The organism is Amycolatopsis pittospori (assembly GCF_013870525.1).
Classification (GTDB): domain Bacteria; phylum Actinomycetota; class Actinomycetes; order Mycobacteriales; family Pseudonocardiaceae; genus Amycolatopsis; species Amycolatopsis pittospori.
The window spans coordinates 1-26,766 of sequence record NZ_JACBXD010000009.1 but is presented as its reverse complement, the minus strand read 5'-3'; the positions used below and the strand labels follow the sequence as shown (position 1 = coordinate 26,766).

Here is a 26,766-nt window from a genome sequence, read left to right as displayed (position 1 = left end):
ATCACTTCGGAGGATCGCGATGCCCGACGAACGAAGCTTCCTGTTCCTGCTCGGCAGCGCCCGTGCGGGCGGCAACACGGAAATGCTGGCGAGGCGGGCGGCGAAGGAGCTTCCCCGTAGCGCCAAGCAACGGTGGATCCGGACGTCCGAGGTGCCGTTGACGCCGTTCGTGGACCGGAAACACGACGGCGAGGACTTCGTGCCACCCGCCGGTAACGAGCGGTTGCTGTACGACGCGACCATGGCGGCCACGGATCTGGTGATCGCGTCGCCGGTCTATTGGTACAGCGTTTCGGCGTCGGTGAAGCTGTACTTCGACCACTGGGCGGGCTGGCTGGACCAGCCGGAACTCCGCTTCAAGGACCAGATGCGCGGCAAGACCCTGTGGGGAGTGAGCGCGCTCGCCGAGCGGCCTGAGCAAACGGAACCGGTGATCGGAACCCTGCGTAAGACCGCCGAATACCTGGGAATGCACTGGGGCGGGCAGTTGATCGGCAACGGGAGCCGTCCCGGCGACGTCCTGCTCGACGAGGGCGCGCTCAAGGCGGCCGAGACCTTCTTCGCCGGCGCGGACCTCGTGCGCGTCTGACCTCAGGACGTGTGGACGCCGATTCCGCTCCGGCCGGGCGCGAGGTCGTCACGCAGGACCAGGTCTTCGTCGTAGTCGCCGCCGTTCTGGCGGCGGAACGGGATCGGGTCGCTTGTGGACAGTGACCGCAGCCTGCCGCGCAGCGCTTCGGCGGCGGCGTCGTACCGCTCGGGGGAAACGCGGTCGGCGCCGCAGATCGTGAGCGGCGGGAGTACGGACATTCCCGCGTACCACAGGGTTCCGTGCTGCAGCGGGAACAGCAGGTCGTTGATCTCGCCGTTCACACCCCGCGGTCCGATCGTCCGCTCGGGCGCACCCGCGGTCAGCAGGACCATCGCGCGCTTGCCGGCCAGTGTCCCCTCGCCGTACCGCAGGGTGCGGCCGTCGGGACGCTGGACGCCGTAAGCGAAACCCTTGACGAAGACGCGGTCGAACCAGCCCTTGAGGATCGCGGGCATTCCGTACCACCACAACGGGAACTGGAAGATCACGGCGTCCGCCCATGCCAGTTTTTCCTGCTCGGCAAGGATGTCGTCACTCAGTTCATCGTCGTTGAAGGCCTTTTTCGACGTCGCGCCGACGATCAGCCGGTCGCTTTCGGCCGCGGCGCCGAAGTCCTCGGCGTTGACGACGGGGTTCCATTTCATCGCGTACAGGTCGGATTCGCGCACGTTCGCGCCCTGCTCGCGGAGCGTGCGCAACCCTTCGTCGCGCAACGCTCCGCTGAGGGAGCGGGGTTCCGGGTGGGCGAAGATCCACAACACGTTCATGGCTCCAAGGTCTCTCAGGCCGGCCTCGGAATCGAGTGGCCCGATGGCCAACATGTGCAAGAATCGAGCCATGGCCTTTTTCGCGCATCCGGGCCGGCACCGGGTCGCCGTGCTGGTCCGCCACGGAATGCTGGTGATGGAGCTGGGCATCGTGACCCGGCTGTTCGGCACGGCCAAATCGCCCGATGGCGAGCCGCTCTACGAGGTCGTCACCTGCGCGCCGGAGCCGGGGCGGATCCGGACCGACGCCGACGTCACCGTCACCGTCACGCACGGGCCGGAGGTGCTGGCCGAGGCCGACACGGTGGTCATCCCCGCGTCGTCCACCGAGTACGAGCCGTCCGGACACGACCTCACCGCGCCGCTCGCGCGAGCCCTGGACCTCATCCGGCCGGAGGCGCGGATCGCGTCGATCTGCACGGGCGCCTTCGTCCTCGCCGCCGCCGGCCTGCTCGACGGCCGGAAGGCGACCACGCATTGGCGGTCGGCGCTGGACTTCCAGGCGAAGTTCCCGAAGGTCGACCTCGATCCCAACGTGCTCTACACCGACGACGGGAACGTGCTGACCGCGGCGGGCGTCGCGTCCGGGATCGACCTCTGCCTGCACATGATCCGCTGCGATCACGGTGCCGCCATCGCGAACGAGGTCGCGCGCGGAACGGTCGTCTCGCCGCATCGGGAGGGCGGGCAGGCGCAGTTCATCCGGCGTCCGGTGCCGGAACCACAGTCGTCGTCGACGGCTGCGGCGCGAGCCTGGGCGCTGGAGAATCTCGACCGTCCGCTGACGTTGCGCGAACTCGCCGCCCGCGAGTCGATGAGCACGAGGACGTTCACCCGGCGTTTTCGCGACGAGGTCGGGATTTCGGCACTGCAGTGGCTGACCCAGCAGCGGATCGAACGGGCCCGGCAGCTGCTCGAAGAGACCGACCTGCCGGTGGACAAGGTGGCGGCCGAAGCCGGTTTCGGGACCGCCGCGTCATTGCGCCAGCATCTGCAGGCGTCACTGGGTGTTTCGCCGAGCGCCTACCGGAACACCTTCCGCGAAGCCGTTTAAGAGACGTCCGCGTGCTGACCGCCTGGTAACTTACCCGGAAATAAGTTCCGGAGGTGGTTGGTGAAGGTCCTCAAGTTCGCCGAGCGGGTGCTGTTCGGCGCCGCCGCGATCGGCACGGTGTACTCCGCCAGGACCGGCAACCGGCGGTTGCAGCTGGTGACCAAACCGGCCGCCGTCCCCGTGCTCGCTGCTCGCGTCGCCCGGGCGCAAACGCTTGCACCGGGGGAGAAGGGCCTGCTCGTCGCCGCCTTGATCGCGGCAGGCGCGGGCGACCACTTCATGGGCCGGTCGCATGAAGACCGCGAACTGATCAAGGGTGCGACGTCGTTCGGCGTGATGCAGGTGCTGTACTCCGCCTTCCTGTGGCGTCGCGGCGCGCGGCCGCGTACGGCGACGGCGTCACCTCGACTCGGAGCCTGGGCGGCGGCCGCCGTCGCGATGACGCTCCCGAAGCCGTCTCCGGTGTCTTCGGTGCTTTCGATCTACGGAGGTCTACTGAGCACGACGTCGACCCTCGCGGCCGATCCGGTGCTCGCGCCGAAGGCTCGCGTGTCGGGTGGGATGGTCGTCCCGTCGGGCGACCGCCGGACCTGGCTCGCCGTCGGCGCGCTGCTGTTCTCCGCGTCCGACCTGGCGATCCTGATCCGCCGCAACTTCGTCACCAGCGAGCGCGTGCGGGCCAACCTCGAAACCTTCGTGCTGACCTCGTACCTCGCGTCCCAGTGGCTGCTCGTCGAAGGTATGACCGCGGAGGAGTAGAAAGTTAAGCATCTGCTTGACTAACGCTCGGCGTGGGTGCATGGTTAAGCATGTGCCTAACCAACGGATGGACCAGGTGTTCAAGGCCCTGTCCGACGGGACCCGCCGCGAAATCATCGAGCGGCTCACGCGAGGACCGGCTTCGGTCGGGGAACTCGCGCAGCCGTTGTCGATGTCGCTACCCGCGGTGATGCAGCACCTTCAGGTGCTCGAAGCCTGCGGGCTGGTCCGGTCGGAGAAGGCCGGCCGCGTCCGCACCTGCCATCTCGAGCCGGACGGGCTGCGAATGGCCGAGGACTGGCTCGGCGGGCAGCGCACCGGCTGGGAACACCGGCTCGACCGGTTGGGCGACTTTCTGAACTTCGATGAAGGGAAAAAGTCATGACCGTCAAACACGCCACCTTCACCCTCGAACGCGTCTACACCGCGCCGCCGGAGCGCGTCTTCGCTGCTTGGGCCGATCCCGCCGCGAAGGCCGGATGGTTCGCCGTGCCCGGCGGAGGGCATTCACTGGACTTCCGCGTCGGCGGCCGCGAGGTCACCAGCGGCCCGCCCGATGACGGGAAACGGATGACCGCCGACTCGCACTACGAGGACATCGTCGAAAACGAGCGGATCGTCTACGGGACGAAGCTTTCCGCGAAAGGCGTCCTGGCGACCGTGTCCGTCACGACGATCCTGTTCGAAGCCGAGGCCGGTGGCACCCGGCTGACGTTGATCGAACAGGGCACCTTCCTCGACGGTCACGAGGAGCCGGCCTGGCGGGAACAGGGCACCGGTGACTGGCTCGACAAACTGGGCAAGGCGTTGTCGGAGTAGCTTTTTCCGACAGTATGGGGACATGCTGAGTGCTGAGTCGATCGTCGACAGCCATGTCCCGTCGGAACCCGCACTGTCGCCGGACGGGCGCTGGGTCGCCTATCGGGTGGCGACCGTCGCGAAGGGCGTTCCCGAGATCTGGCTGGCCGCCACCGACGGCGGTGAAAAGCCTCGGAAACTGACCGAAGGCACCTCGCCGAAATGGTCGCCGGACTCCACGACGCTCTATTTCCTCCGGGACGGGCGGCTCTACTCGGATGACGAGCCGATCGCCTGGCGAAGCGAGATCACCGCTTTTCTGCCGACGCGCGACAAGGTCGTGTTCATCGCCGAGGACGAGACGCCGGTTCCGGGAATCCGGGTCTGGAGCGAGAGCCTTCGCCCGGCACGGCTGCGGAGTTTCGACCCGCGGACCCGGGAGATCAAGACGCTCGCCGAAGACCACGTCGTCGACGTCGCCTGCCGTCCGGACGGGATGCTCGCCGTACTCTCCTGGCCGACCCCGGAACTCGATCCCGGCGCTCTCGAACCGCGTCTTTCCTTGCTGGATCCGGAAACCGGTCGTACGACCGACCTCGGGATGGCGGAGGTCGAGGCCACCAGCCCCGTCTGGTGGCGAGACCACGACGGCTGGCACATCGCCTATCTCGGGACGCCGGAACTGGTCGGCGGGTTCGCGGTCTTCGATGTCCCCGTGGAAACGGGGGAGCACCGGAACCTGACGGCCGGAACGACCACCTGCCCGGTCCGGCTCGCCCAGGTCGATTCCGGTGCGCCCTTGGTGCTCGTCGCCGAGGGCCTCGACACCGCGCTCCACCGGCTCGGCTCCGGCGAGGTGTCGCTGTGGCGCGGTCTCGCGGACGCGGTGGTGTCGAACGGCGAAGTCGTGGCCACCGTCCTGAGCACGGCTCACCGGCCGAAAGAGGTCCACTGTGGACCGATCGGCGGTGAGCTGTCGCGTATCAGTGACACGGCACCGGAGCTCGGAGAATTCGGGTGGGGCGCTCAGGAACGGTTGTCCTACAAGGCGTCCGACGGGCTCGCTCTGGACGGCCTGCTGGTCCTCCCGCCGGGAAGGACCCGGCGGGACGGACCGTTCCCGATGGTCACCATGGTGCACGGCGGACCGTACGACCGGCACGCCGATCGCTTCATGCTCAACTGGTACCCGTCCGCGCAATGGCTGGCCTTGGCCGGCCACGCCGTCTTCCTGCCGAATCCCCGTGGCGGACAAGGACATGGGCACGAATTCGCCGCCTGTGTCGCCGGCCGGGTCGGGTTGGAGGAATGGGGCGATATCGAAACCGGGATCGACCTCCTCGTCGACGAGGGGGTCGCCGACCCGGACAGGCTGGGGATCGAGGGCTGGAGTCACGGCGGTTTCATGGCGGCCTGGGCCGTCGGGCAGACCCGCCGATTCAAGGCGGCGATGGTGGGCGCCGGGATCTGCGACTGGGGAATGCTCGCCGCGACCGGGGAACTCGGTCCCTTCGAGGCCGCGCTCGGCGGCAGTTTCGGCTGGGAAGGAAGCGGCCCGCACCGGCACGATCAGCTCAGCCCGATCTCCTTCGCGTCGAAGATCGAGACCCCGGTGCTGATCGTGCACGGCGCGAACGACACCAACGTTCCCTTGTCCCAGGCGGAGTTCTTCCACCGCGCACTACGCCGCTTCGGCGTCGAACACGAACTCGTCGTCTATCCGGGCGAAGGACACTCGATCCGCGGACGTGACCACCAGTTGGACGTCCTCCGTCGCTGCCGCGAGTGGTTCGCCCGCCTGCTCTAGCTCCAGGCGGCCTGGGGAACGCCGGGAACGTGGGTGCCGAAGGTCCATTCATAGCCTTCGAGATCGTCGACGCGGCAGCGGTAGTTCCCCCACTCCGTGCTCGCCGGTTCCCAGACCGGCGTCGCGCCGGCCTCGACGGCGGAGGCGAAGACGGCGTCCACGGCTCCCTGCGTCGGAAGGCTGATGTAGAGCCCGTGGCCGACGGTTTCGCCCTTGCGCGTCAGGCGGTCGTAGTCCTCCTCGGCGCTGAAAACGACGACTCCGACTCCGCCGAGTCGCAGCTCCGAATGCAGGATCAGGCCGTTCTCGTCGGGGTGCTCCATGAGGGTCTCGAAGCCGAAGGCGCGTTCGAGCCACCGGAGGGCTTTCGGCGCGTCGCGGTAGGCGAGGTAGGAGTGGAGGGTGGCCGGGCGTTCCGTGGTTTCGGTCATGGGCTCAGGCTCGCAACCCATGCGGACAACCACGGTCCTCGATCGGAAATCCCTGCGGGGATCACCAGAGCAGGCGGACGCCGAGCACCGTGATCAGCGCACTGGACGCGAGCGCCGTGACCAGCCGCCCGCGACGTCCGGTGAGTGCCCTGCCGAGGACGGCGCCGCCACCCGCGAGGAACAGTTGCCAGCTCGCGGAGGCCACGAACGCCGCGACCACGAAGACCACGTGTTCCGCGCCGGTCGCCGAAGCCATCTCCTCGCTGCCGAGGACGAGCGCCGCGAAGTAGACCACCGTGGTCGGGTTCAGCAGCGTGATCCCGAGCAGGCTCACGTAGGCCCTCAACGGCCCGATCGCCACTGGCTCCTTCACGTCGGCCTTCGCGGAGTCGCGGAAGTTCCGGATCCCAGTGAATCCGATGTGGAGGGCCAGTCCGAGCAGCACCGCCACCGAAACCCACCGCAGCGGTACGGCGATCGGCTGGATGACCGGAATGAGCCGGCTGCCGCCGAGCACCGCGATCAGGGCGTAAAGCCCGTCCGCCGTGGCGACGCCGAGTGCGGCGTAAGCGCCGATCCTGAGTCCTGTCCGAGCCGTCAGCACCACCAGATAGGTCGCGACCGCGCCCACCGGGACGGCGATGCCGTATCCGGCGAGCAGGCCCGCGACGAGCGCGGCGCTCACGGTCGGACCGGTGTCGGCCTCCGACCGGTCCCGGCCTGCTGCCGCACCCGCACCCGTCGGGAGACGGACGGCGTCGGCAGGAAGGCGAGGGTCGATGTCATGTGCTGAAGAATGCGAACGGAAGGCTCTGTGCGCAACACGATTACGGGCTCAGGCGGTCCGCTCCTTGGGCGAGGCGCCGGAGTTGCCCTTCGTGGATGTCGTTCACCCACTCCCAGCCGGGCTCGACCGACGAGCCGATCCGCGGGTCGTCGGGAACCCGGGCGTCACGTACGGCGTGCACGTACGCTCGATCCAGTTCGATCCTCTCGCGTACCTCGGCACCTCTGCCGACGGACCCGTGACCGGGGATGACGACCTCGACGTCGTCCGCCACGCCCTCGAGCAGCCGCAGTCCGGCGAGGTACTCCTCGATCGGGTCATTGGCGCCGTTCACGTCGCCGAACATCGGGATGAAGAGATCGGAAAGCATGTCGCCGACGACGAGAACCCCGCGTTCTTCGATCACCAGCGCCGCGTGGCCCTGGGCGTGCGCCGGATGCTCGATGATCCTGACCGTGGGGCCATCCCAAGGAATCCGCGTCGTTCCCGGAGGCAGACCCGTGATGAGGCCGAACAGGTCCAGTGGTGTCTCCTCGGCGATTTCCGGCGGTAATCCCTCGGCGGCACGCGCCCTCCAGTCCGCGTTCGACAGCAGATCCCGCATGAAGGCCGCGCAGCGGGCAGTGCCGTAACGAGGCGCTTCACCGAGTTCGGCATGCCAGAGCACGTGATCCCAATCGGGGTGCGTCGAGAAACCGGCTATGACGGGCTGTCCCGACTCGCGGAGGTCGCTCGCCAGACAGGCCATCTCATCGCCCGTTATCCCGGCGTCCACGAGTAACACGCCGCCTCGGCCCTGCACGACCACGGTGTTGTTCCGGAGTATCTCGCTCCGGTGGATCAGCACACCCTCTGCGACCTGGTTCAGCATGAGGCTCCCGTCGTCGTGGTGGTCGATACCGTACGTCGGCTTCGAAGACGGGGTCGTTTCGGTCGAGGGGACGCGTGCGGGAGCGCGGCCAGTGTCGTGAAAGGTACTTTCACGACACTGACCTGGCCTGAATATTCTCGTATTATCGCCACTTGACCTGCGAAAGCATATTCGCTGGGGAAAGGCAAGAGTTCGCGGTTCGCTGAATTGTTGCTAGCACGTACGTTCGAATCTCGGTAATGTCGAAGGCGAGCTGGAGATCGGCGGGAGGGGAGGTGATCAGACGCCGGTCGTCTGCAGAACGGCGTCCAGGTCGGCCAGCAAGCGGGCCTTCGGACGTGCGCCGACGGTCGTCCACACAGGACTTCCGTCGCGGAAGAGGATCAGCGTCGGCAAGGACATGACCTGATAATTCCTTGCCGTGAGGGGGTTTTCGTCGGAGTTGAGCTTGCGGATGATCAGCGCGTCGGCGCGCTCGTCGGCGATCTCGGCGAGCACCGGCGCGATCATGTGACAAGGCGGGCACCATTGCGCCCAGAAGTCCACCAGGACGGGCTTGTCCTGGTCCAGGACCAGTTCTCGGAATGTTTCATCGGTGACGACGGAAAGGGCTGACATTCAGGATTCCTCTTTTCCTGGAATGACGACACACGGTCCCGGCGGCGTCTTCAAGGCGCCCGCCAGCTTGGCCAAAAGGCCTCCCCGCACGTCGTTGAGCTTGGCCAGACAGGCGTCCACCTCGGCGAGTTTGCGTTGGTAGACCTCGATCGAATCGGCGCACGAATCGCCGGTCTCGTGACCGGCGCGCAGGCATTCGACGAACGGCCTGGTGTCTTCGAGGCTGAGCCCGACCGCCTGCAGGGTCAGGATCTCGTTGACCAGGCGGTAGTCGTCTTCGTCGTACTCCCGGTATCCGTTCGACGCGCGCCGTGCGTCGAGAAGTCCTTGTGACTCATAGAAACGCAGCGCGCGCGTGGTGGTCCCGGTCCGCGCGGCGAGTTCGCCGATCCGCATGGTTCCGAGCGTAAACCTTGCCCTTGGCGTCAAGGCAAAGACGAGATCCGGGCGGGCGGTTCCGGTCAGTCGTCGAGGTCGACCCTGATGGTGAGGAGATTCGTGCCCATGGCCTGGACGGCGGCGCTGTTGAGCCTGGGCAGGGCCTTCAGCCGGGCGCGGGGGTCGTCGTCGGGGAGCAGATGCGCCGTACCGGTGTGCCACCGGCCCTTGAGCCGGACCCGGACGCTCGGATCGGCCTGGATGTTGCGGACGTACTGCGACTTCTCGCCGAACTCCGACACGATCCAGAACTCGCGGCCCACTCGGCGTCCCCCGATCGGGGTTTGCCGGGGCACCCCGGACTTGCGGCCGGTGGTCTCCAGGATCGCCTGATTCGGCAACCGGACGAGAAGCGGGTTGCCCACGCGCCGCTGGAAGGTCGTGACCACCCGGTGCTGGATCTCATGAAAGCGAGACATGCGACTCCTGATCCTTCTGCTCGAAGAGAGGGACTCGAAAGGTCGGGCAAGGTCAAGGTTGCCCGATGGCGGTCCGGCGCAACAGCAGGGAGCAGCGTTCGCTGGGGTGTTCGACCCCGGCGTGCGGTCCGCGATCGAGCCGGGCGACAAGGGCGAAACCCGCGGTCCGCAGTGCCGAGATCTCGGTGTCGGGGTCGAGGAACCGGAAATCCAGGGCGACGTCGTGGTCCCACCAGGTGTCGAGGGTCTTCACCCCGCCGGCCGGGAAGTCGGCGTCACTGACATGGAAGGAGAGCAAGGCGGGCGCGCCGGGCCGCAGGACCCGGGCGAACTCGCGATAGGCGACGGCCCGGCGGCCGTCGTCGAGATGGATGGTCGCGTAAAGACAGACCAGACCGGCCAGGCCTTCGGCCCGTACCGGCAAGGCCGTCATGTCCGCGGCGCAGGCGGGAAGGGAGGTACGCCGTCGGACGGCGTCGCACATCGAAGTCGAGAGATCCAGGCCGACGACCTGTAGCCCTCGGGTGGCCAGATGGGCGGCGACCTGTCCGGGGCCGCAGCCGATGTCCGCGACGGTCCCGCCCTGGACGAACTCGGCGAAGGCGTCGAGGAGGGCGCGATCCAGCGGTTTGTGCCGGAGTTCGTCGCCGAGTTCTTCGGCGTACCGGTCGGCCACGAGGTCGTAGCTCCGGCGCGTCTGGTCGGTCACGCTCGCCGACGGTACAGCGATTCCGGAACCTGTCGGTTCCGGTCGTTAAGCTCGGCGCATGGTGAACGAGTCCGACGTGGACCTGGGGGACGGGACCACGCTGCACGCGTACGACACGGGCGGCGACGGGCCGGTGGTCTTCTGGCACCACGGGACCCCGAACATCGGCGCCCCGCCGGTTCCGCTGTTCGCGGCCGCCGAGCGGCTCGGACTCAGGTGGGTCTCGTACGACCGGCCCGGCTATGGCGGCTCGACTCCTCGGCCCGGCCGGGACATCGCGTCTGCGGCGTCGGACGTCGAGAAGGTCGCCGATGCGCTGAAGATCGAGAGGTTCGCGGTCTTCGGGCATTCCGGCGGTGGCCCGCACGCACTCGCCTGCGCGGCCTTGCTGCCGGAGCGGGTCCCGGCGGTGGTCGGCGTCGCGAGTATGGCTCCGTACGGAGCCGACGGGCTCGACTGGTTCGCCGGAATGAGCGCGGCGGGAGTCGCGTCCTTGACGGCGGCTTCGGCGGGGCGGGCGGAAAAGGAGAAGTACGAGGCCTCGGCCGAGTACGACGCCGAGATGTTCACCCCGGCGGATCATGCGGCCTTGTCGGGTCCCTGGAACTGGTTCACCGAGGTCGTCGGCCCCGCGATCGAAGGCGGGCCGGACGGGTTGATCGACGACGACCTCGGGTATGTCGCGCCGTGGGGGTTCCAGCCGTCGGACATCAGCGCACCGGTGCTGTTCCTGCACGGCGGCGAGGACCGGATCGCGCCCTTCGGGCATGGAGAGTGGCTGTCCCGTCAGTGCGCGACGGCGGAGTTGCGCTCGTTCCCCGGGGACGGGCACATCTCGGTCCTTCGTCATGGCGAAGCCGCCCTCGAGTGGGTGGCCGAACGCGCGTGAACTGCGAGATCGTTCTCGTCCGTCACGCCGAATCCGTTCCGCCGACACCGGGGGAACCGGACGACCCGGACCGGCCCCTGACGGCGGCGGGTGCGGCCGCGGCCGAACGTCTCGCTCAGGAACTCGTCGCGCTGAAACCGACGGCCGTCGTGTCGAGTCCGTATGCGCGAGCGATCCAGACGGTCGCTCCAGCAGCCCTGCGAGCCGGGCTTGAGGTCACCACGCGCTGGGACCTACGCGAGTGGGACTCGGGTCTGGAGCCGACGCCCGACTACGCCAGGCACTACGCACGCAGCTGGGCCGAACCTGACTTCGCACGCCCGGGCGGCGAGTCCTTGCGAGAACTGACGGCGCGGGCGACGGCCGTTGTCGAGCAACTCGCGGCGGAGCACCCCGGCGGTGTCGTGCTGGTCGGCAGCCACGGGACGTTCGTGTCCCGTCTGCTGGCCGGAGTCAGGCAGGGAATCGACTGGCCGTTCTCACGCGACATGCCGATGCCCGCGGTCTTCCCCCTGATTCTCTGATGCGGTGGTGTACGGCATCTGAGCACGCGAGATCCGTCCTCAAGAACGTGAGATCCGGGTCTGCGCACGCGAGTGCGGTGTTCGCAACACCGCTCTCAGCGGACCGGCAGCCAAAGCGCGAGACCCGGCGGACCGCCCGTGAGAACTAGGCCGACGGCCGTCCGGCGCCGGCGTAGTCGTCGCCCTTTTTGTGATACGTGTGGATCTGGATCGCCTGGCCCTCGGTGGGCGCGTTGATCATCAGGCCGTTCCCGAGGTACAGCCCGACGTGGTGGATCCGCGTGCCCGGGTTCCCGTAGAACACGAGGTCGCCGAGCTTCGGCTCCTGCCCGCCGGGCACTTGCGGCAAGGCGCGGAACTGGCTGTCCGCGGTCCGTGGCAGCCCGACGCCTGCCTCGTCGTAGGACGCCTTGGTCAGCCCGGAGCAGTCGAAGCCCGCGGCGCCCGCTTCCGGACCGTTGCCGCCCCAGACGTACGGGAGTCCCAGCTGGCCGAGAGCGAATCGGGTCGCCTTCACCGAGGGGCTCGAAGCGCGGGACGGGTCGAGCGACAGCGTCGCGTACAGCTGGGCGTTGCCGAGGACGCGCTGGCGGAACAGTTCGGCCTCGTTGCCCTTGCCGCCCTGGTAGCCGGCGACCGCCTTCCACCAGCCGTTGCCGCCGCCGAGGTCGGCTCCCGAAGCGCACAGGGCGCGACCGGCGGCGACCGAAGCGGAGTCGGGGTCGGCGAGCGCGGGCTTCGCGATGCCCGGAATCGACGTCCCGTGCTTCTTCCACTGTTGCGCCGAGAGGCCGAGCGGATTGTCGCCGCCGCGTCCGTGGTTCGAGCTCGCCGCGCCGACACCGGCCAGCGTGACCCAGGACAGATGGCAGTTGGGCTGCTCGCCGCGCAGGGCCAGTTCGCCGTTCGCGTAGCCGATCAGCGACTTCGCCGGGATGTCGAGCGCTCCGGCGAGCTTGTTAGCCCACTCTTCGAGCGGCCGGGCACCCTTGGGCGTCTCCTGCGCCTTGACCGGTGCGCTGACTTCGAGGACCGAGGGACCCGCGCCGCCGCCGACGGTGGCCGGATCCTGGTTCGCCGCCGGAACGGGGACCTGCTGGTTCCCGTCCGCGGGTGCCGGATCGTTGCCGCCCGCGAGCAGCCAGCCCGCCGTCGCCAGCCCCGCGACGAGCGGGAGGGCGACCAGGCTTCGCATCGCCACACCGTGCGCCCACGACTTCTTCTTCGGGCCGGTTTCGGGCGCGCTCGACGCGGGCTCGGGCTCAGTCACGCCGTCCAGGTTATTGGAGACCACCTGTGTGTAACGAGCGGACGCCTTGCACGTTAGGGGGACTCTCATATTCTGGACAGATGACTGAGACGGGAGCGCTCGACGCCGGGCGTCTGAGCGCCGCGCTGTCCGACCGGTACGCCGCGATCCAGGTCGTGGCGAGCACCGGATCCACCAACGCCGACCTGCGGGAAGCCGCCGAAAAGGGGGCAGAGGACCGCACCGTGCTGATCGCCGAGGAGCAGACGGCGGGCGTCGGCCGCCGCGCCCGGCAGTGGTCTTCACCGAAGGGCTCCGGCCTCTACGTCAGCTTTTTGCTGCGTCCGCGCGAGGTCCCGTTCGCCAATCTGGGTTCACTTTCCGTGGTCGCCGGCCTGGCGGTGCGGGAGATCGCCGGGGACCTCGGCGTCGACGCCGTCCTCAAATGGCCGAACGACGTCCTCGCCGGGCCGGATCGCGCCAAATGCGCGGGCATCCTGGCCGAGGCCGTCGCCGGGGGCGAGGCCACCGTGATCCTCGGGATCGGCCTGAACGTGCTGCCACTCGGCGAAAGCGTCCCGGCCGGGCCGGGTGGTCTGCCCGCGACCTCGCTGGCGGAGCAGGGAGCGACCGAGACCGATCGCGCCGAAATCGCCGTCCGCCTGCTCACCGTGTTCGGTGACCTCGAACGCCGCTGGCGGCTCGCCGGCGGGTCGCTGGCCGAGGCGGGCCTGCTCGGCGACTACCGGCGGCATTGCGCCACGCTGGGCCAGGACGTCGAGGTCCAGCTGCCCGACGGTTCGGCGCTGACCGGCCGCGCCGCCGACATCGATCCCGCCGGCCAGCTCCAGGTCGACGTTCCCGGCGGGGAGCGGTACACGGTGTTCGCCGGAGACGTCGTCCACGTGCGGCCCGCCCGGTCCTGAATCGGGCGGCGGCGATTTGCGGCGTCCGGTCTTCCGCCGGAGCCGTTCGCCGGTACGGTGAGCTCACCAGCGTCGAACACACTTTGGGAGCGTCCGTCGTGGCCTATCCGGACGATTTGCTCAGCGAAAACGAGCACGTCGTGGTGCACAGTCACCCGCATTTCAAGATGCTGATCTTCCCCGTCATCGCGCTGATCGTCACCCTCGGCGTGGGTATCTGGCTGGGGATCCTGGCGAAGGACGCCCAGGCCCCCTGGGACCTGATCTCGCTGATCGCGATCGGAGCCGTCGGGCTCGGGCTCGTCGCGTGGCTCTTCCTGGCGCCTTTCGTGCGCTGGCGTACGACGCACTTCATCGTGACCACGGACCGCCTGATCGCCCGCGAGGGCGTGCTGAAGCGGACCGGGATCGACATCCCGATGTCGCGGATCAACAGCGTGCAGTTCGAGCACGGGCTGCTGGACCGCGTATTCGGCTGCGGCACGCTGGTGATCGAGTCCGCTTCGGACGAGCCGCTGAAGTTCGACGACATCCCCAAGGTCGAGCGGGTGCACACGGTCATCTACCGCGAAGTCAACGACAATCCGTATGACGACTTCGCGCCGCCCGCCCCCAGTGCGCCGCAGCAGACCGAACCGCTTCCCCCGCAAGGACAGCAGCCGCGCGGAAACCGGCGGCGTTGATGGGCACGCGAGAGCTGGGGCTGCCCGATCGCGTCCCGTCCTCGGCGGCGCTGCCGGAGCGGGTGACGATCTGGGAGGTCGGTCCGCGCGACGGCCTGCAGAACGAGAAGTCGATCGTCCCGGTCGAGGTGAAGCTCGAATTCCTGGACAGACTCGCCGATTCCGGGCTGACCACGCTCGAAGCGACGAGTTTCGTGAGCCCGAAATGGGTTCCGCAGCTGGCGGACGCCGAACAGCTTCTGGCGGGGCTCGACCGCCGCGAGGGCATCCGGTATCCGGTGCTCGTGCCGAACGAGCGAGGGCTGGACAGGGCGCTGGAGGCCGGGGTCTCGCATATCGCGATCTTCGCCAGCGCCACCGAGACCTTCGCGAAGAAGAACCTCAACTCGACCGTCGACGACCAGTTCGCGATGTTCGAGCCGGTCGTCACCCGGGCCCGGGCCGAAGGTCTCGACGTCCGCGGGTACGTCTCGATGTGTTTCGGCGACCCGTGGGAGGGCGCCGTCCCGGCCGGGCAGGTCGCCGGCGTGGGCAAACGCCTGCTGGACCTGGGCTGCTCGCAGCTTTCTCTCGGCGACACCATCGGCGTCGCCACCGCCGGCCAGGTCGAGGCGTTGATCGGGCGGTTCTCCGACGTCGACGCCCTCGCCGTCCATTTCCACGACACCTACGGCCAGGCCCTCGCGAACACGCTGGCGGCCCTGCGCTGCGGGGTATCCACTGTGGACTCTTCGGCCGGTGGGCTGGGCGGATGCCCGTACGCCGAATCGGCGACCGGGAACCTCGCGACCGAGGATCTGGTGTGGATGCTCGACGGTCTCGGCGTGGAAACCGGGGTCGACCTCGACGCGCTGGTCGCGACGAGCAAGTGGATGGCCGGGAAGCTGGGCAGGCCGAGCCCGTCCCGGGTGGTCAACGCGCTCGCGGGCTGAGGTTCACCGAACTCGCCGAAGTGAAAGCCGTTCGGCGATAGGGTCTGATCGCGTCCTGTTCGCTGCCTCCCCTCAACGTGGGGAATCGATTCCTCGGGGGGAGGTGCGGTGACCGATCCGAGCGAGGCCGGCACGGGCCCGGTCCGGCTGCCCGTCCAGTACGGAGACGCCGACGCTCCGACGCCGCCTCATGGGCTACGCGCTCCGTACGCGCCTTCGCCGTGGCCGCCGGCTGTGGCGCCGCTGCGACTGCCGTTCCCACCGGCCGCGCCGCCTCAGCCCATCGCCCCGCCCCAGCCCGCGATGCCGCCCCAGCCGCCGCCGATGGGGGCGTTGCGGACCGAGCGGGAGAGCGTGATCGCGCTGTTCCTCGTGCATATGTTCCCGATCGGGCATCTCCCGGTCGCGATGGGGAAACCCGCACGCCAGTTGCCGCTCCCCGGTGGCGGTTCCGGTCCGCTGGATCACCCGGAGGCGGACGTGCTGGACGACCAGGACGCGTTGTCGCATGTCAGCAGCGGCTTCCGGCGATCGCCGACGTCGCCGGCCGCTGTCCCGCCCGAGGCGTTGACCAGGGGGCACGACCCGTGGGGCGGACGATCCCGCGAGGATTGGGAAGGCCGGTTCACCGACGAGACCGGGCTTTTGTGGCCGCCCGCCGAACTCTTCCCCGAGGGTGCCATCGACCCGCCGACGCCGGTGATGCTCGACGTCGGCACGCATCTCGACCGGTTCGGCGACCGGCACGGCCGGGTCTTCGCCGAAGACGCGACCTTGTTCTCGATGCGCTCGCTGCCGCCGGATCAGGTCGGCGGATATCGGCGCTACCGGGTCGTCCGGTCGCTGCCGGTCTGGCGGTCGGTGAACGCCGAATGGTTCGGGCAGCCGGGCGGCGGGGTGCGCTATCGCGCGGTGTTCGGCGCGGATGAACTCGTCACGCTGGGCTTTCTGGCGGACGTCACGGGGGAGGTTCGGTGAACACGGGGACGATCCTGCGCTGGCTGGCTGCGCTGGGCGTACCGCCCGAGGTGGTCTCGGTCGGCGCGGAGGCGGACAACGCCTGGTGTCTCATGCGTACGGAAGAAGAGGGTGCCGAGCCCGCCTGGGAGGTCTTCTGGCGTGAGCAGGGCAACCGGTACGACTGGGCACGGTTCACCAGCGAACAGGTCGCCTGCCACTACCTCTTCGGACGTCTCGCCTGGTCACAGGTCGCGCGCGGCGCCGTCGGCCTCCTTCCGGGCGCGCAGTGACTCACCGCTTGAGAATGGCGAGGACCTCGTCATGGAGCAGGCCGTTCGTCGACAGGGCCGAGCCGTTGTCGTAGCGCTCTTCACCGTCGAGATCGCTGAAGCGGCCGCCGGCCTCGGTGATCAGCACCTGGGCCGCGGCGACGTCCCACGGGTTCACGATGCACTCCGCGGTGACGTCGAGCGCGCCCTCGGCGACCAGGCAGTGGTGCCAGAAATCGCCGAAAGCGCGGCTTTCCCAGCACGCGTTCACGAGGTCGAGGTACTTCTCCCGTGAGTGGTATTCGACCCACGAGTTCAAGTCCGTTGTGGACAGATACGCGTCTTCGAGCGACGCGACCTTCGACACCGAGAGACGTCGCTCACCGGCGGAATCGCTCATCCAGGCGCCGTCCCCGGCGGCCGCCCACCAGCGGCGGCCCAGCAGCGGCGCGCTGATCATGCCCACCACCGGCGTTCCGTCCTCGACCAGCGCGATCAGTGTCGCCCAGACCGGGACACCGCGCAGGAAGTTCTTGGTCCCGTCGATCGGGTCGAGCACCCAGGCCCGGCCGGTCGCGGCCGAACCGCCGCGTTCCTCGCCGAGGACCGTGTCGTCCGGGCGTTCTGTGGCGAGGATCGCGCGGATCGCGTCTTCGACGGCGGTGTCCGCGTCGGTGACCGGAGTCCGGTCGGGTTTGCGTTCCACGGCCAGGTCCAGCGCGCGAAAGCGGTCGGTGGTGATGGCGTCGGCGGCGTCGGCCAGCCGAGTGGCGAGTTCCAGATCATTCTCGTAGCCAGGCACGGTAACGATGCTTTCACGCCCGGCAGTCGTAGAGTTGGCCAGGTGAGCATGGTGCTACTCGCCGAGGACGACCCGGCCATCGCCGATCCGCTTTCCCGCGCGCTGCAGCGGGAGGGATACGACGTGCGTGTCGTCGGCGACGGGCCCGCCGCCCTCGACGCGACCGAGAGCGACCGCGTCGACCTCCTGGTCCTCGATCTCGGCCTGCCCGGGATGGACGGTCTCGAGGTCTGCCGCCGTCTGCGCGCGAGCGGGACCGAGGTGCCGGTGCTGATGCTCACCGCGCGCACGGACGAGGTCGACTTCGTCGTCGGGCTCGACGCCGGCGCCGACGACTACGTCGCGAAGCCGTTCCGGCTCGCCGAACTGCTGGCCCGCATCCGCGCGCTGCTCCGCCGACGGGCCCCCGAGGTGCTCGAAGCCGGGGGAGTGCGGATGGACCTCGGCGCCCGGATGGTCACCGTGGATCTGCACGAGGTCCAGCTGGCGAACAAGGAATTCGAGCTGCTGCGGGTGCTGATGAGCCGCGCCGGCCAGGTCGTCAGCCGCGACGAGATCCTCGCCGAGGTCTGGAACGACCTCGAATCGAAGACTTCGAAGACACTCGACATGCATATGTCGTGGCTGCGCCGGAAGCTCTCCATCGCCGCCGACGAGGCAGCGATGCGGGGCAGAGCGAGTGGCTTCGCCGACAGTAGCGATCGCATCGCCGCCGACGAGGCCGCGGGCCGGGCGGGCAAACCCGGCGGGAACGGCGACGGCGAACGGCGGATCGCCACGGTCCGCGGCGTCGGGTTCCGCTTCAACGCGGAATAGCATGCGCCGTCGCATCCTCCTGGCGATCCTGCTCGCCGTCGCGGTCACCGCGGCGGTGCTGGGCATCCCGCTCGGCATCACCGCCTGGCAGCTGGTCGAGAACCTCAACCGCGAGAACCTCGCTTCCTCGGCGCGCGGGATCGCGGCGACGCTGGACAACGAGATCGCGGTCGGCCAGCCGATCGACCTCGACCTGGTCCGGGTGGCCGTGCCGGCAGGCGGCTTGCTGACCGTCCGCGCGCAGGGGCAGATCGAGAAGCGCTACGGCACCGATCCGGGCACCGACGTCGTCTCCGAGAAGGTCCCGATCGCGCTGCACGGCGAGGTCGAGCTGGCCGTGCCCGCCGGCCCGATGCGTACTCGCCAGACCCAGGTGACCTTGCTGGTGGTGCTGCTGGTCGTGCTGTCGGTGGGCACCGGCACGGTGGTCGCGACGGTGACCGCGCGCCGGCTCGCGAAACCGCTGAGACACGTCGCCGATCGCGCGGTCAAACTCGGCGGCGGGGATTTCCGGCCGGATCCGAAGCGGTACGGCGTCGGCGAACTCGACATGGTCGCCGAGGCGCTCGACGCGTCCGGTTCGGCGCTCGCGCAGCTCGTCCAGCGAGAACGGCAGCTCGTCGGTGACGTCTCCCATCAGCTGCGGAGCAGGCTGACCGCGTTGCAGCTGCGGCTCGAACCGCTCACCGTCCATCCCGATCGGGACGTCGTCGACGAGGCGATCGCCGCGCAGGAACAGGCGGATCGGCTGGCCGAGGCGCTCGACGAACTGCTGGCCGCCGCCCGCGCCGCCCGCGAGGTGGGGGCGGAACCGGTCAATCTGCCGGAAGTGCTTCCCACGGTTTCGGAGGAGTGGCGACAGCTGCTTCGCGCCGAAGGCAGGCATCTGCGGCTTCGCGTCACCGACGGGCTGAGGGCCAGGGCGACGCCGGGCCGGTTGCGCGAGGTCGTCGGCGTGCTGCTCGACAACGCGCTGCGCCACGGCGCGGGCACCGTCACGCTCGCGGCGCGGCGCGGCGACACGGACGGCACCGTGGTCATCGAGGTCGCCGACACCGGATCCGGCGTGCCCGACGAACTTGCCCCGCATATCTTCGAACGCGGTTTCTCCGGCGGCGGTTCGACCGGTGTCGGCCTCGCCCTGGCCCGCGCGCTCGTCGAAGCCGACGGCGGACGGCTCGAGCTGTCGAGCAAGCAGCCCGCGATCTTCAGCCTGTTCCTCAAAGTCCCCCGCCCGGGCGATGTGGCCGAGGTGCGCTGGCCCGCCGAACGGGTCCCTCGCTAAGACCTCCCGAAGGACGTCCCGATCGGGCAGCGCGGCGGGGGCGCGCCGACTTAACGTCGGGAGGTGCATGCGACGGCGTTCCGATATCGGCCACCGGGGAATCCGGTGGCCGCGGCGACCGCGGAGATCGGCAAGGTGGCGGTCTCGGTGCGCTTGTTCTTCGAAGGCGACCTGTACGCGTGCCGTCGTCCGCCAGGTGTGCTGGAGCGGCTGGAAGCCGAAGCCCTCGATCTGCTGTCGAAAGGACTGTTCGTCAGCGGGATCGACACGCCTCTCGCGGCCATCACCGGAGCCGCGGGACACCGGTTCGTCCAGGAGGACGTCGTCTTCCAGCCGCCGGACCGCTGGGTCCACCGCGGCACCTGCTGGGTCGGTGCCACCCGGAACGGGCTGACGCTGACCGGTGTACTCGGCTACCGCCTCGAAGTGCGGGCGGGCTGGAACCGGCGGGCGCCCGACTGCGGTCCGCCCGCGACGGCGGCCGAATGGTGCGAGTTCTTCGGCGCGCCGCTGGCGTCCATCGGCGGTGTGGTGCTGCGGCGGGCGTCGGTGCTCAGTCCCGGTACTCCGCCGTGACCGTGACGACGAACGCCGCCCGGGCGGGCAGACCGAGGCCGGCCCACAGCCCGGTCGGATCGGTTTCCCCGAGGCGCATCCGCAGCGGCTGCGCCTCGACCATCAGGAATTCGGTGCCGAGCAGCACTCGTAACGACCGGTCGAGCAGGGTGTGTTCGTCCCGGACCCGGTCGGCGCGTGCGGTGACGAGATAGGACAGTTCGCATTGCTTCGCCCGCACGGCACCGGCTCCTGGGCCGGCGCCGTGCAGGGCGAAGAGGAACAGGTCGACGCTCGATTCCCGGGTCTCGGTCTGCCAGGTGGGTTTCGGCGCGTCGAGCCGGACCACCGTCCCCTCCGGCAGATGAGGCGCGATGAGCAGGCACAGGGCCTCGTCGACCTGCGTGATCACGGCGTCAGATCAGTCCCTCACGCAGTGCGTAGGCCACCGCGTGCGAGCGGTTCCGCAACTGGAACCGGTTGGTTACGTCGTGCAGGATGCTCTTCACCGTGCGCTGCGAGTAGCAGAGCTGATCGGCGATCTCCTGCGTCGAGAACCCCGACGCCACCAGCTTGAGCACCTCGGTCTCCCGGTTGCTCATGCCGCCGAGGTGCAGGCCGCGCGGCTGGAGGACCTGGCGCTGCAGCCGGGAAACCCGGTGCAACAGCCTGCCGAGCAGGTCGGGCGGAAGCGCGCCCTCCCCGGCGGCGGCCGCCTTGATCAGCCGGACCAGCACGTCGGCCCCGGCCTCCGAGCGGCGCGCGACCGCGCAGACGCCGTGCTCGATGGCGCCGAGGATCTCGTTGTCGTCGACCTCACCCGCGATGAGCACGATGCGGGTGAACCCCTGGTGGTGGAGGGCGGACAGCATCCGCGTCATCGCCTCGTCGAGGCGATCGGTGACCAGGAGGGCCACCATGGTCGGGTCGGCGGTCTCCCCGTCCACCAGCCGGACGTCGTCACGGGAGCGGAGCGTCATGCAGACGCCGTTGTGCAGGATCGGATCGGTGGCTCGGACGACCACGGGTGTCCGGTTCGGTTCGAACATGTGATTCCCATTCCCCTCGAACAGTGCGAGGGTCCCACCCCTCGCACTACTCACCCTGCCGGGTGAGGTGTCCCGGGCACATGGGACTCCGGTCCCGACCTTGCCCGAAAAGCCGCCCCGATCGGGGTCGCTTTTTCAGCGACCTTGGTTCAGTGACCTTGGTTCAGCGACCGAGCCCGGCTTCGCGGGCGCGCACGATCGCTTCCGCGCGATCCGTGATGTGCAGCTTGCTGAAAACGTTCGAAATATGGTTCCGGACGGTTTTCGGGCTGAGGCACAGGGTGCTGGCGATGACGGTGTTGCTGTGCCCGCCCGCGATCAGCGAAAGGACCTCTCGTTCGCGAGCGGTCAATTCCGGGAACACCGTGTCCGTGCTCGGCTGAGACTGGTTGAAGAAGCCGAGGACCCGCGTCGCGATGTCGGGGCCGAAGATCGCTTCGCGCCTTGCGACAGCGTGGACGGCCCGGATGATTTCGTCGGGCTCCGCGTCTTTCAGCAGATATCCGCGGGCTCCGGCACGCATCGCGGAGAAAACGGACTCGCTTTCGTCGGCCATCGTCAACATGAGCACGCCGACACCGGGCCGTTCGGCGACGATGTGCCGCGTCGCTTCGGCGCCGGAGAGGTCGGGCAGATGCAGGTCCATGACGACGACGTCGGGCCCGAGCGCGGTCGCCGCGTCGATCGCGTGCGCTCCGCTCGCGGCCTCGCCGACGACGTCGATCCCCGGTTCGTTGTCGAGCAGCGTGCACACCCCGAACCGGAACAGCGGATGGTCGTCGACCACAAGCACCCGAAGATGTCCGTCCATGGATCCCCCTGTCTCCCCGAGGCGGCACGCTAGCGAGAGGGTCGGCCGGGAACAATGCGCGGTCCGGACAGCGGACCCGGCGAGAATTAAACGCCTGATGAGTGTCGCGCACCTCGGGCATCCGCCCAAGTCATTAACCCTTTCGGCCCAGACCGGGGGAGCAAGGGACCTTTGCTATCGCTACCTAGTGTCGCTGAGGAGCGATAGCAAAGGTCCCTTGCTCTCTTTTCGCAGGTCAGGCGAAGGTGGCGGCGTGCTCGCGGGCCCACTCGGCGAACGTCAGCGGTGCCCGGCCGAGGAGTTCGCCGACGGTGTCGAACACGATCTCCTCGTTCCCGGCGGACTGCCGCTTGAGCTCGAAGAGCCCGTCGACCGACGAAGCGGGCCAGCCGTATCCGAGCATCCGGGCGCGAGCGTCGGCTTCGGGTTCTTCGACGTAGGTCAGGTGCCGCCCGACGGTGTCGCCCAGGATCTCGACCTGCTGCCGGGTCGAGAGGGCTTCGCCGCCGGTGATCGGATACGTCTTGCCCGCGTGCCCGTCCGTGGTCAGGACGGTCGCGGCGACCTCGGCGATGTCGCGGACGTGCACCAGTGCGGACGCCGGGTCGCCTTCGGGAACGCGGATGACGCCGTCACCGCGCACGGCGGGCACCCAGGCGAACCGGTTGTCCATGAACGTGCCGGGGCGCAGGATCGTCCAGTCCGGCCCGGCCTCGCGGATGGCCTGCTCGGCCGCTGCGTGCGTCAGGGAGGGTGGGTCGGTCTGTCCGAAGTGGACTCCGGTGGTGGAGAGCTTGACGAGCCGGGCGACACCGGTGGCGGCCTTCGCCACCGCACGTTCCTGGGCGAGGCCGTCGGAACCGTGCCCGGAAGTCAGGACGAACACGCTGTCGACGCCGTCGAGAAGCGCGGGGTCGAAGGCGTCGAGATTGCCGGCGACCACTTCGGCGCGCTGGTCGACGCGGGCACGGGAGGGATCGCGGGTCAGCGCCCGCACGCGAGCACCTTTGTCCAGCAACGCGGGAACGAGTTCGCGGCCGATCTTGCCGGTGGAACCGAGGACGAGAATCATCGAAAAACTCCTTCAGTGGTGGCGCCGCAGCGAAACGCGCGGTAGGAAGAGGGAGGCGGCGAGGCCCAGTGCGAGGGCGGGGACCATCACCCAGAACACGCCGTCGAGCGCGGAGGCGTACCCGGCGGGACTGTCGATGGTGAAGGCGTTCGTGAACACCGCGCCGAATACGGTCAGCCCGGCCGTGGTGCCGAGCGAACGCAGGAAGCCGACGGTCGCGGAAACCGCGCCGAGATCGGTCCGGGGCACGTTCTGCTGGGCCGCCATGGACAGCACCTGCATGTTGAGACCCGCCGCCGCGCCGAACACCACGAGATAGGCGACGACGACCGGCAGCGGCGTGTGTTCGTCCATTGTGGACATCGCGAGCGCGGCGGCGAGGCCGAGCGTCATGCTGAGGATCGGCGCCCAGCGGTAGGCGCCGGTCTTCGCGATGATCCGGCCCGCGACCATCGACGACGCGGCGACCGCGAGCGTCATCGGCAGCAGGAGGAGCCCGGCCCGCGACGGTCCGGCGCCACCCGCGGTCTGCAGGAAGAGCGCCAGATAGTTGACCGAGCCGAGGAAGACGAATCCGGCGGCGGCACTGGCCAGGACGCTCAGGCTGAACATCCTGACGCGGAAGAGCCGGAGCGGGACCACCGGCTCGGCCGCCCGGCGCTCGATGATCAGGAAGGCGACGAGCAGGACGGCGCCGACCGACGCGGACAGCGGCGTCGCCAGGGTCAGCCCGACGATCGCGCCGGACAGGGTGACGATTCCGGCGACGTCGAACGGCGCTGACGTGCGACGTCGTTCGAGCTGCAGGAACCTGGCGACGACGCCGAACGCGACCAGTCCGATCGGCACGTTGACCAGGAAGATCGACCGCCAGCCGGCGAGGTCGGTCAGCACGCCGCCGACGACCGGGCCGGCCAGCGAGGAACCGGCGAAACAGATCGAGAACCAGGCGAAGTAGCGGGCGCCTTCGCGACCGGGGAAGAGTTCGCCGATGATCGCGGCGACCGCGACGAACAGGCCGCCGGAGCCGATTCCCTGCAAGACGCGGGCGGCGATCAGCAGCGGCATCGTCGGGGCGAGCGCGCAGGCGAGGGAGCCGAGCACGAACAACGCGAGCGCGGCGAGAACGACGCGTTTGCGGCCGAACAGGTCGCCGAGCTTCCCGTAGACCGGCGCGCTGACGCTGCCCGCCAGCAAGTAGACGGTGGTGACCCAGGCGAACGAAGTGGCACCGCCGAGCTCGCCGACCATGCGCGGCAGGGCGGTCGCGACGACCTGGGCGTCGAGCATCGCCAGGAAAACGGCGGCGAAGAGCCCGACGAGGGCAAGGGTGTTTCGGGCGCGCGGAGGCGCGCCGAGAGTGGTGCTCAAGAAAGGAATCCGTTCACTGGAAAGAAACGAGGGAACGCGAGGGACGCGGAGGGTCACTCCGGATCCCCGCCAAGACGGGAAAAGGCTCAACCGTCATCCGAACCGGATGCGGTCCTCTTCGCGCTTGGCGATCACCTCGAATTCGTCCCGCTCGACCGTACGAACCCGGCCGGCGTCATCAGTGAAGGAACGTTGACATGGATGACCTTAAGCAATCACATGTCTTTTGACAAGTACTTATCGCAGCGGGATGACGTCGTCGTCCTGCTCGTCGCTGTCCCGGCGGCGTTTGCCCAGCTCATCCGGGAAGACCCACTTCTTGAAACCCCAGAAGCGGAAGAACATCGCCAGCAGCATGCCGATGATCGACCCGCTCGTGAAGTCCGCGAACTCCTGCACGAACCGCGTCACATGCGGCACTTCGAGGTCGAAGATGTACCGCGACGTGTAGAGCGGGATCAGGTTGACCACCACGGCGATCCCGCTGATCACGAAGAAGAGCGCCGCCTCGTGATGCCGCTCGCGCCCACCGCGCGTCCGGAAGGACCACTCGCGGTTGAGGATGTACGACACGATCGTCGCGACGATGATCGCGATCGCCTTCGCCGTGGTCGGCTTCGACTCCAGCACGCTGAGCTTCAGCAGGTACCAGACGCCGTTGTCGACCAGGAACGTCGTGCCGCCGACGATCCCGAACTTCAGCAGTTCGCGGTGCTTGATCAGCACGGATCGGAGCGGCTCGGGCGTCCGGGAAAGGACGGATTCGACCACGGTCACTCGGTCAGTCTAATTCGCCCGGGGGACCGAACGGCCTGGCAGGGGCATAGCTGGAGCGTTATATGACACTTTGGGCGATTCAAGGTGGTGATCTCGCCCAGGTCTGCAAGCCCGCATGTCGACCACCTCGGGGAAGCAAGGGACCTTTGCTATCGCCGGGCGCTCTGACCTGCGAAAAGAGAGCAAGGGACCTTTGCTATCGCTGTCAGGCCGCGCGATCGTCCACGTCGGTGGAGCGTCGCCCGCCACCGCGCAGCAGCCGAGGCCGGGCGTCGGCCTCGGGGAACACCCACTTCTTGAACGACCACCAGCGGAACGCCGTCCCCAGCAGCGTCCCGATGATCACGCCGCTGACGAAGTCCGCGATCTCCTGCGTCAGCAGCCCGACGTGCGGCTGTTCCAGTTTGAGCACGTACCTCGACACCAACTGCGGAACCGCGTTGAGGCCGAGCGCCACCGCGCTGAGCAGGAAGAAGAGCGCCGCCTCGTGGGCCCGCTCACGGCCGCCGCGGCTGCGAAAGGACCACTCGCGGTTCGCCACGTACGAAAAAACGGTCGCCACCAGGACGCCGATCATCAGCGCGGTCACCGGTTTGTCGGTCAGCACGGTGAACTTCAGGCCGTACGTGATCGTCATCGTGATGACGAAACTCGCGCCCCCGACCACGGCGAAACGCAGCAGCTCACGGTGTTTCCCCAGCATTGGGGGCACGCTACTAAAAGATGCCGCCGAGGATCCCGTCGGGCTCGACGGTCGGCTTCGACTTGCCCGGCCGCGGCGGCGCGCTCGTGGTCGTGGGCGGCGGGACCGGGTCCTTCTTCGCCGGTTCCGAAGGCGTCGCGGACGGCGACGGCTTCTTAGACGGCGAAGGCCAACCGGGCCGTCCCGGCTTCGTCGTCTCCGACGTGACCGGAGGCTTCGAAGTGACCGAAGGTACTGAAGGCAGCGAAGGCGGAGTGGTCGGCGGAAGCAGTGCGGAGTCGTCGCACCAGTGGTGCCAGCAGCCGAAGTAGACCTCGACGGGCTTCGCCTTCGCGATACCGAGGGTGGCGTTCACCGTCACCGGGAGGTTGTCGGCCGGGCGGCCCTTCATCCGCACCCACAGGCTCACCTGGCGCCCCGGAGTCAGCGAGCCGCGCGAAGTGCACGACGCGCCTTCGCCGGTCGGGCGGCACGGGATGCCGTAAACGCTCCACGAGCTGTGCACCGGGTGATCGAGGGTGACCGTCACCGGCTTCGTCGTCTTACCGGTGTTCTTCACGCGGATCAGCACCAGCGGGTTGCGGTTCCACGGGAACGCGGACAGCCCGTCGCTCTCGGCCCTCAGGACGAGGTCGTCCGGCGGCGGCTTCACGGTGACCTTCACCGCGACCGACACCTTGATCTGCGCGCCCGCCGTCACCGAACCGGTCACCGTGCTGCCCGCTTCGGCCGTTTCGTCGGCGCGCAGCCGGAACGTCAGCACCGCGGACTGTCCCGGTTCGAGGCCGGTCCCGGTCTTGCAGGTCACCGTGCCGGTGCCGCCGGGGCAGCTCACCGCGATCGGCCCGGGCACGGCCTGCTGTGGGAAGGCGGTGACACCCCTACCGCCGCCAACGGGAACGGCCGTCACGCCCTTCGGCAGGTTCAGCGAGACGGCGACGGGTTCGGACTTCGAGCCGCCGTCGTTGCGCACGGTGATCGGCAGGTTGGCGTCCTCGCCGGGCTGGAGCTGGACACCCTCGGCCGGGGCCGACGCCGTCATC

Annotated in this window: 33 protein-coding genes and 1 pseudogene; 16 read left to right on the top strand and 18 right to left on the bottom strand. The window is 68.8% G+C overall.

Annotated elements, in window-relative coordinates:
• The first annotated feature begins 19 nt into the window (after positions 1-19).
• Positions 20-589, top strand: a complete 570-nt coding sequence (locus tag H5J31_RS07080) for a flavodoxin family protein (RefSeq protein WP_181771660.1) — start codon at positions 20-22, stop codon at positions 587-589.
• 2 nt (positions 590-591) lie between these two features.
• On the opposite strand, the gene H5J31_RS07075 is transcribed toward H5J31_RS07080, so the two are convergent.
• The gene (locus H5J31_RS07075; RefSeq protein ID WP_181771659.1) at positions 592-1,359 is read right to left on the bottom strand and encodes an NAD(P)H-dependent oxidoreductase; all 768 of its coding nucleotides are present in this window, start codon (positions 1,357-1,359) and stop codon (positions 592-594) included.
• Between the two features lie 43 nt (positions 1,360-1,402).
• Between H5J31_RS07075 and H5J31_RS07070 the strand changes: the two genes are divergently transcribed.
• The 5 genes from H5J31_RS07070 (at position 1,403) to H5J31_RS07050 (ending at position 5,777) form a co-directional block, all read left to right on the top strand.
• On the top strand, positions 1,403-2,413 hold the full coding sequence (locus H5J31_RS07070) for a GlxA family transcriptional regulator (protein WP_181771658.1): 1,011 nt from the start codon (positions 1,403-1,405) through the stop codon (positions 2,411-2,413).
• 60 nt (positions 2,414-2,473) lie between these two features.
• Entirely contained in the window at positions 2,474-3,172 is a 699-nt protein-coding gene (locus H5J31_RS07065) for a lysoplasmalogenase family protein (RefSeq protein WP_181771657.1), read from the top strand.
• Between the two features lie 67 nt (positions 3,173-3,239).
• Entirely contained in the window at positions 3,240-3,557 is a 318-nt protein-coding gene (locus H5J31_RS07060) for an ArsR/SmtB family transcription factor (protein WP_181771772.1), read from the top strand.
• Positions 3,554-3,991 carry an SRPBCC domain-containing protein gene (locus tag H5J31_RS07055; protein WP_181771656.1) on the top strand — a complete coding sequence of 146 codons (438 nt, stop codon included), beginning with the start codon at positions 3,554-3,556 and terminating at the stop codon, positions 3,989-3,991. Before H5J31_RS07060 ends, H5J31_RS07055 begins: the two co-directional genes overlap by 4 nt.
• A gap of 22 nt (positions 3,992-4,013) precedes the next feature.
• The gene (locus H5J31_RS07050; RefSeq protein ID WP_181771655.1) at positions 4,014-5,777 is read left to right on the top strand and encodes a S9 family peptidase; all 1,764 of its coding nucleotides are present in this window, start codon (positions 4,014-4,016) and stop codon (positions 5,775-5,777) included.
• Here the strand turns inward: H5J31_RS07050 and H5J31_RS07045 are convergent.
• The 7 genes from H5J31_RS07045 to H5J31_RS07015 all read right to left on the bottom strand — a co-directional run bounded on the left by H5J31_RS07045 (position 5,774) and on the right by H5J31_RS07015 (position 10,050).
• Complete coding sequence (locus H5J31_RS07045) at positions 5,774-6,208, bottom strand: VOC family protein (protein WP_181771654.1); 435 nt, start codon at positions 6,206-6,208, stop codon at positions 5,774-5,776. The two genes, H5J31_RS07050 and H5J31_RS07045, sit on opposite strands and share 4 nt — an antisense overlap.
• 61 nt (positions 6,209-6,269) lie before the next feature.
• A complete protein-coding gene (locus H5J31_RS07040; protein ID WP_181771653.1) occupies positions 6,270-6,893 on the bottom strand; it encodes a LysE family transporter in 624 nt (207 codons plus the stop codon).
• Between the two features lie 142 nt (positions 6,894-7,035).
• The gene (locus tag H5J31_RS07035) at positions 7,036-7,866 is read right to left on the bottom strand and encodes an MBL fold metallo-hydrolase (protein ID WP_181771652.1); all 831 of its coding nucleotides are present in this window, start codon (positions 7,864-7,866) and stop codon (positions 7,036-7,038) included.
• A gap of 279 nt (positions 7,867-8,145) precedes the next feature.
• The gene (trxA, locus tag H5J31_RS07030; protein ID WP_181771651.1) at positions 8,146-8,484 is read right to left on the bottom strand and encodes a thioredoxin; all 339 of its coding nucleotides are present in this window, start codon (positions 8,482-8,484) and stop codon (positions 8,146-8,148) included.
• The gene (locus tag H5J31_RS07025; RefSeq protein ID WP_181771650.1) at positions 8,485-8,880 is read right to left on the bottom strand and encodes a MerR family transcriptional regulator; all 396 of its coding nucleotides are present in this window, start codon (positions 8,878-8,880) and stop codon (positions 8,485-8,487) included.
• A 65-nt stretch (positions 8,881-8,945) separates the two neighbouring features.
• Positions 8,946-9,341: a nitroreductase/quinone reductase family protein gene (locus H5J31_RS07020; protein ID WP_181771649.1), complete on the bottom strand. Its 396-nt coding sequence runs from the start codon at positions 9,339-9,341 to the stop codon at positions 8,946-8,948.
• A 52-nt stretch (positions 9,342-9,393) separates the two neighbouring features.
• Positions 9,394-10,050, bottom strand: a complete 657-nt coding sequence (locus tag H5J31_RS07015) for a class I SAM-dependent methyltransferase (protein WP_181771648.1) — start codon at positions 10,048-10,050, stop codon at positions 9,394-9,396.
• 58 nt (positions 10,051-10,108) lie between these two features.
• Between H5J31_RS07015 and H5J31_RS07010 the strand changes: the two genes are divergently transcribed.
• Both H5J31_RS07010 and H5J31_RS07005 read left to right on the top strand, forming a co-directional pair.
• On the top strand, positions 10,109-10,939 hold the full coding sequence (locus H5J31_RS07010; protein ID WP_181771647.1) for an alpha/beta fold hydrolase: 831 nt from the start codon (positions 10,109-10,111) through the stop codon (positions 10,937-10,939).
• Entirely contained in the window at positions 10,936-11,463 is a 528-nt protein-coding gene (locus H5J31_RS07005) for a histidine phosphatase family protein (RefSeq protein ID WP_181771646.1), read from the top strand. Before H5J31_RS07010 ends, H5J31_RS07005 begins: the two co-directional genes overlap by 4 nt.
• A 145-nt stretch (positions 11,464-11,608) precedes the next feature.
• Here the strand turns inward: H5J31_RS07005 and H5J31_RS07000 are convergent, their stop codons facing one another.
• A complete protein-coding gene (locus H5J31_RS07000; protein WP_181771645.1) occupies positions 11,609-12,733 on the bottom strand; it encodes a C40 family peptidase in 1,125 nt (374 codons plus the stop codon).
• 80 nt (positions 12,734-12,813) lie between these two features.
• On the opposite strand from H5J31_RS07000, the gene H5J31_RS06995 reads away from it, so the two are divergent.
• From H5J31_RS06995 to H5J31_RS06975, 5 genes are all read left to right on the top strand, one after another.
• The gene (locus tag H5J31_RS06995) at positions 12,814-13,638 is read left to right on the top strand and encodes a biotin--[acetyl-CoA-carboxylase] ligase (RefSeq protein ID WP_181771644.1); all 825 of its coding nucleotides are present in this window, start codon (positions 12,814-12,816) and stop codon (positions 13,636-13,638) included.
• A 98-nt stretch (positions 13,639-13,736) separates the two neighbouring features.
• A complete protein-coding gene (locus H5J31_RS06990) occupies positions 13,737-14,321 on the top strand; it encodes a PH domain-containing protein (protein ID WP_181771643.1) in 585 nt (194 codons plus the stop codon).
• Positions 14,321-15,253, top strand: a complete 933-nt coding sequence (locus H5J31_RS06985) for a hydroxymethylglutaryl-CoA lyase (RefSeq protein ID WP_181771642.1) — start codon at positions 14,321-14,323, stop codon at positions 15,251-15,253. Before H5J31_RS06990 ends, H5J31_RS06985 begins: the two co-directional genes overlap by 1 nt.
• Before the next feature lie 108 nt (positions 15,254-15,361).
• Complete coding sequence (locus H5J31_RS06980) at positions 15,362-16,231, top strand: TNT domain-containing protein (RefSeq protein WP_181771641.1); 870 nt, start codon at positions 15,362-15,364, stop codon at positions 16,229-16,231.
• Positions 16,228-16,503, top strand: a complete 276-nt coding sequence (locus tag H5J31_RS06975; protein WP_016331362.1) for a hypothetical protein — start codon at positions 16,228-16,230, stop codon at positions 16,501-16,503. The genes H5J31_RS06980 and H5J31_RS06975 overlap by 4 nt, the downstream gene beginning before the upstream one ends.
• A gap of 1 nt (position 16,504) precedes the next feature.
• Here the strand turns inward: H5J31_RS06975 and hisN are convergent, their stop codons facing one another.
• On the bottom strand, positions 16,505-17,293 hold the full coding sequence (hisN, locus tag H5J31_RS06970; RefSeq protein WP_181771771.1) for a histidinol-phosphatase: 789 nt from the start codon (positions 17,291-17,293) through the stop codon (positions 16,505-16,507).
• Between the two features lie 39 nt (positions 17,294-17,332).
• On the opposite strand from hisN, the gene H5J31_RS06965 reads away from it, so the two are divergent.
• The 3 genes from H5J31_RS06965 to H5J31_RS06955 all read left to right on the top strand — a co-directional run bounded on the left by H5J31_RS06965 (position 17,333) and on the right by H5J31_RS06955 (position 19,961).
• Positions 17,333-18,100: a response regulator transcription factor gene (locus H5J31_RS06965; RefSeq protein ID WP_181771770.1), complete on the top strand. Its 768-nt coding sequence runs from the start codon at positions 17,333-17,335 to the stop codon at positions 18,098-18,100.
• A 1-nt stretch (position 18,101) separates the two neighbouring features.
• A complete protein-coding gene (locus tag H5J31_RS06960; RefSeq protein ID WP_181771640.1) occupies positions 18,102-19,385 on the top strand; it encodes an ATP-binding protein in 1,284 nt (427 codons plus the stop codon).
• A 63-nt stretch (positions 19,386-19,448) separates the two neighbouring features.
• Positions 19,449-19,961 (top strand): hypothetical protein, encoded by a 513-nt coding sequence (locus tag H5J31_RS06955; RefSeq protein WP_328701402.1) that lies wholly within the window; start codon positions 19,449-19,451, stop codon positions 19,959-19,961.
• On the opposite strand, the gene H5J31_RS06950 is transcribed toward H5J31_RS06955, so the two are convergent.
• From H5J31_RS06950 to H5J31_RS06915, 8 genes and pseudogenes are all read right to left on the bottom strand, one after another.
• Positions 19,939-20,352, bottom strand: a complete 414-nt coding sequence (locus H5J31_RS06950; RefSeq protein WP_181771639.1) for a hypothetical protein — start codon at positions 20,350-20,352, stop codon at positions 19,939-19,941. The two genes, H5J31_RS06955 and H5J31_RS06950, sit on opposite strands and share 23 nt — an antisense overlap.
• Before the next feature lie 4 nt (positions 20,353-20,356).
• Positions 20,357-20,989 carry a helix-turn-helix transcriptional regulator gene (locus H5J31_RS06945; protein WP_181771638.1) on the bottom strand — a complete coding sequence of 211 codons (633 nt, stop codon included), beginning with the start codon at positions 20,987-20,989 and terminating at the stop codon, positions 20,357-20,359.
• A gap of 163 nt (positions 20,990-21,152) precedes the next feature.
• Positions 21,153-21,800, bottom strand: a complete 648-nt coding sequence (locus H5J31_RS06940; RefSeq protein ID WP_181771637.1) for a response regulator — start codon at positions 21,798-21,800, stop codon at positions 21,153-21,155.
• Positions 21,801-22,035: 235 nt separating this feature from the next.
• Positions 22,036-22,872: an NAD(P)H-binding protein gene (locus H5J31_RS06935; RefSeq protein ID WP_181771636.1), complete on the bottom strand. Its 837-nt coding sequence runs from the start codon at positions 22,870-22,872 to the stop codon at positions 22,036-22,038.
• A 12-nt stretch (positions 22,873-22,884) separates the two neighbouring features.
• A complete protein-coding gene (locus H5J31_RS06930) occupies positions 22,885-24,243 on the bottom strand; it encodes an MDR family MFS transporter (protein WP_181771635.1) in 1,359 nt (452 codons plus the stop codon).
• 237 nt (positions 24,244-24,480) lie between these two features.
• Positions 24,481-25,020 (bottom strand): GtrA family protein, encoded by a 540-nt coding sequence (locus H5J31_RS06925; RefSeq protein ID WP_181771634.1) that lies wholly within the window; start codon positions 25,018-25,020, stop codon positions 24,481-24,483.
• Positions 25,021-25,225: 205 nt separating this feature from the next.
• Entirely contained in the window at positions 25,226-25,723 is a 498-nt protein-coding gene (locus H5J31_RS06920) for a GtrA family protein (RefSeq protein WP_181771633.1), read from the bottom strand.
• Positions 25,724-25,736: 13 nt separating this feature from the next.
• Positions 25,737-26,766 (bottom strand): annotated as a pseudogene (locus tag H5J31_RS06915) (DUF11 domain-containing protein); the annotation flags it as partial.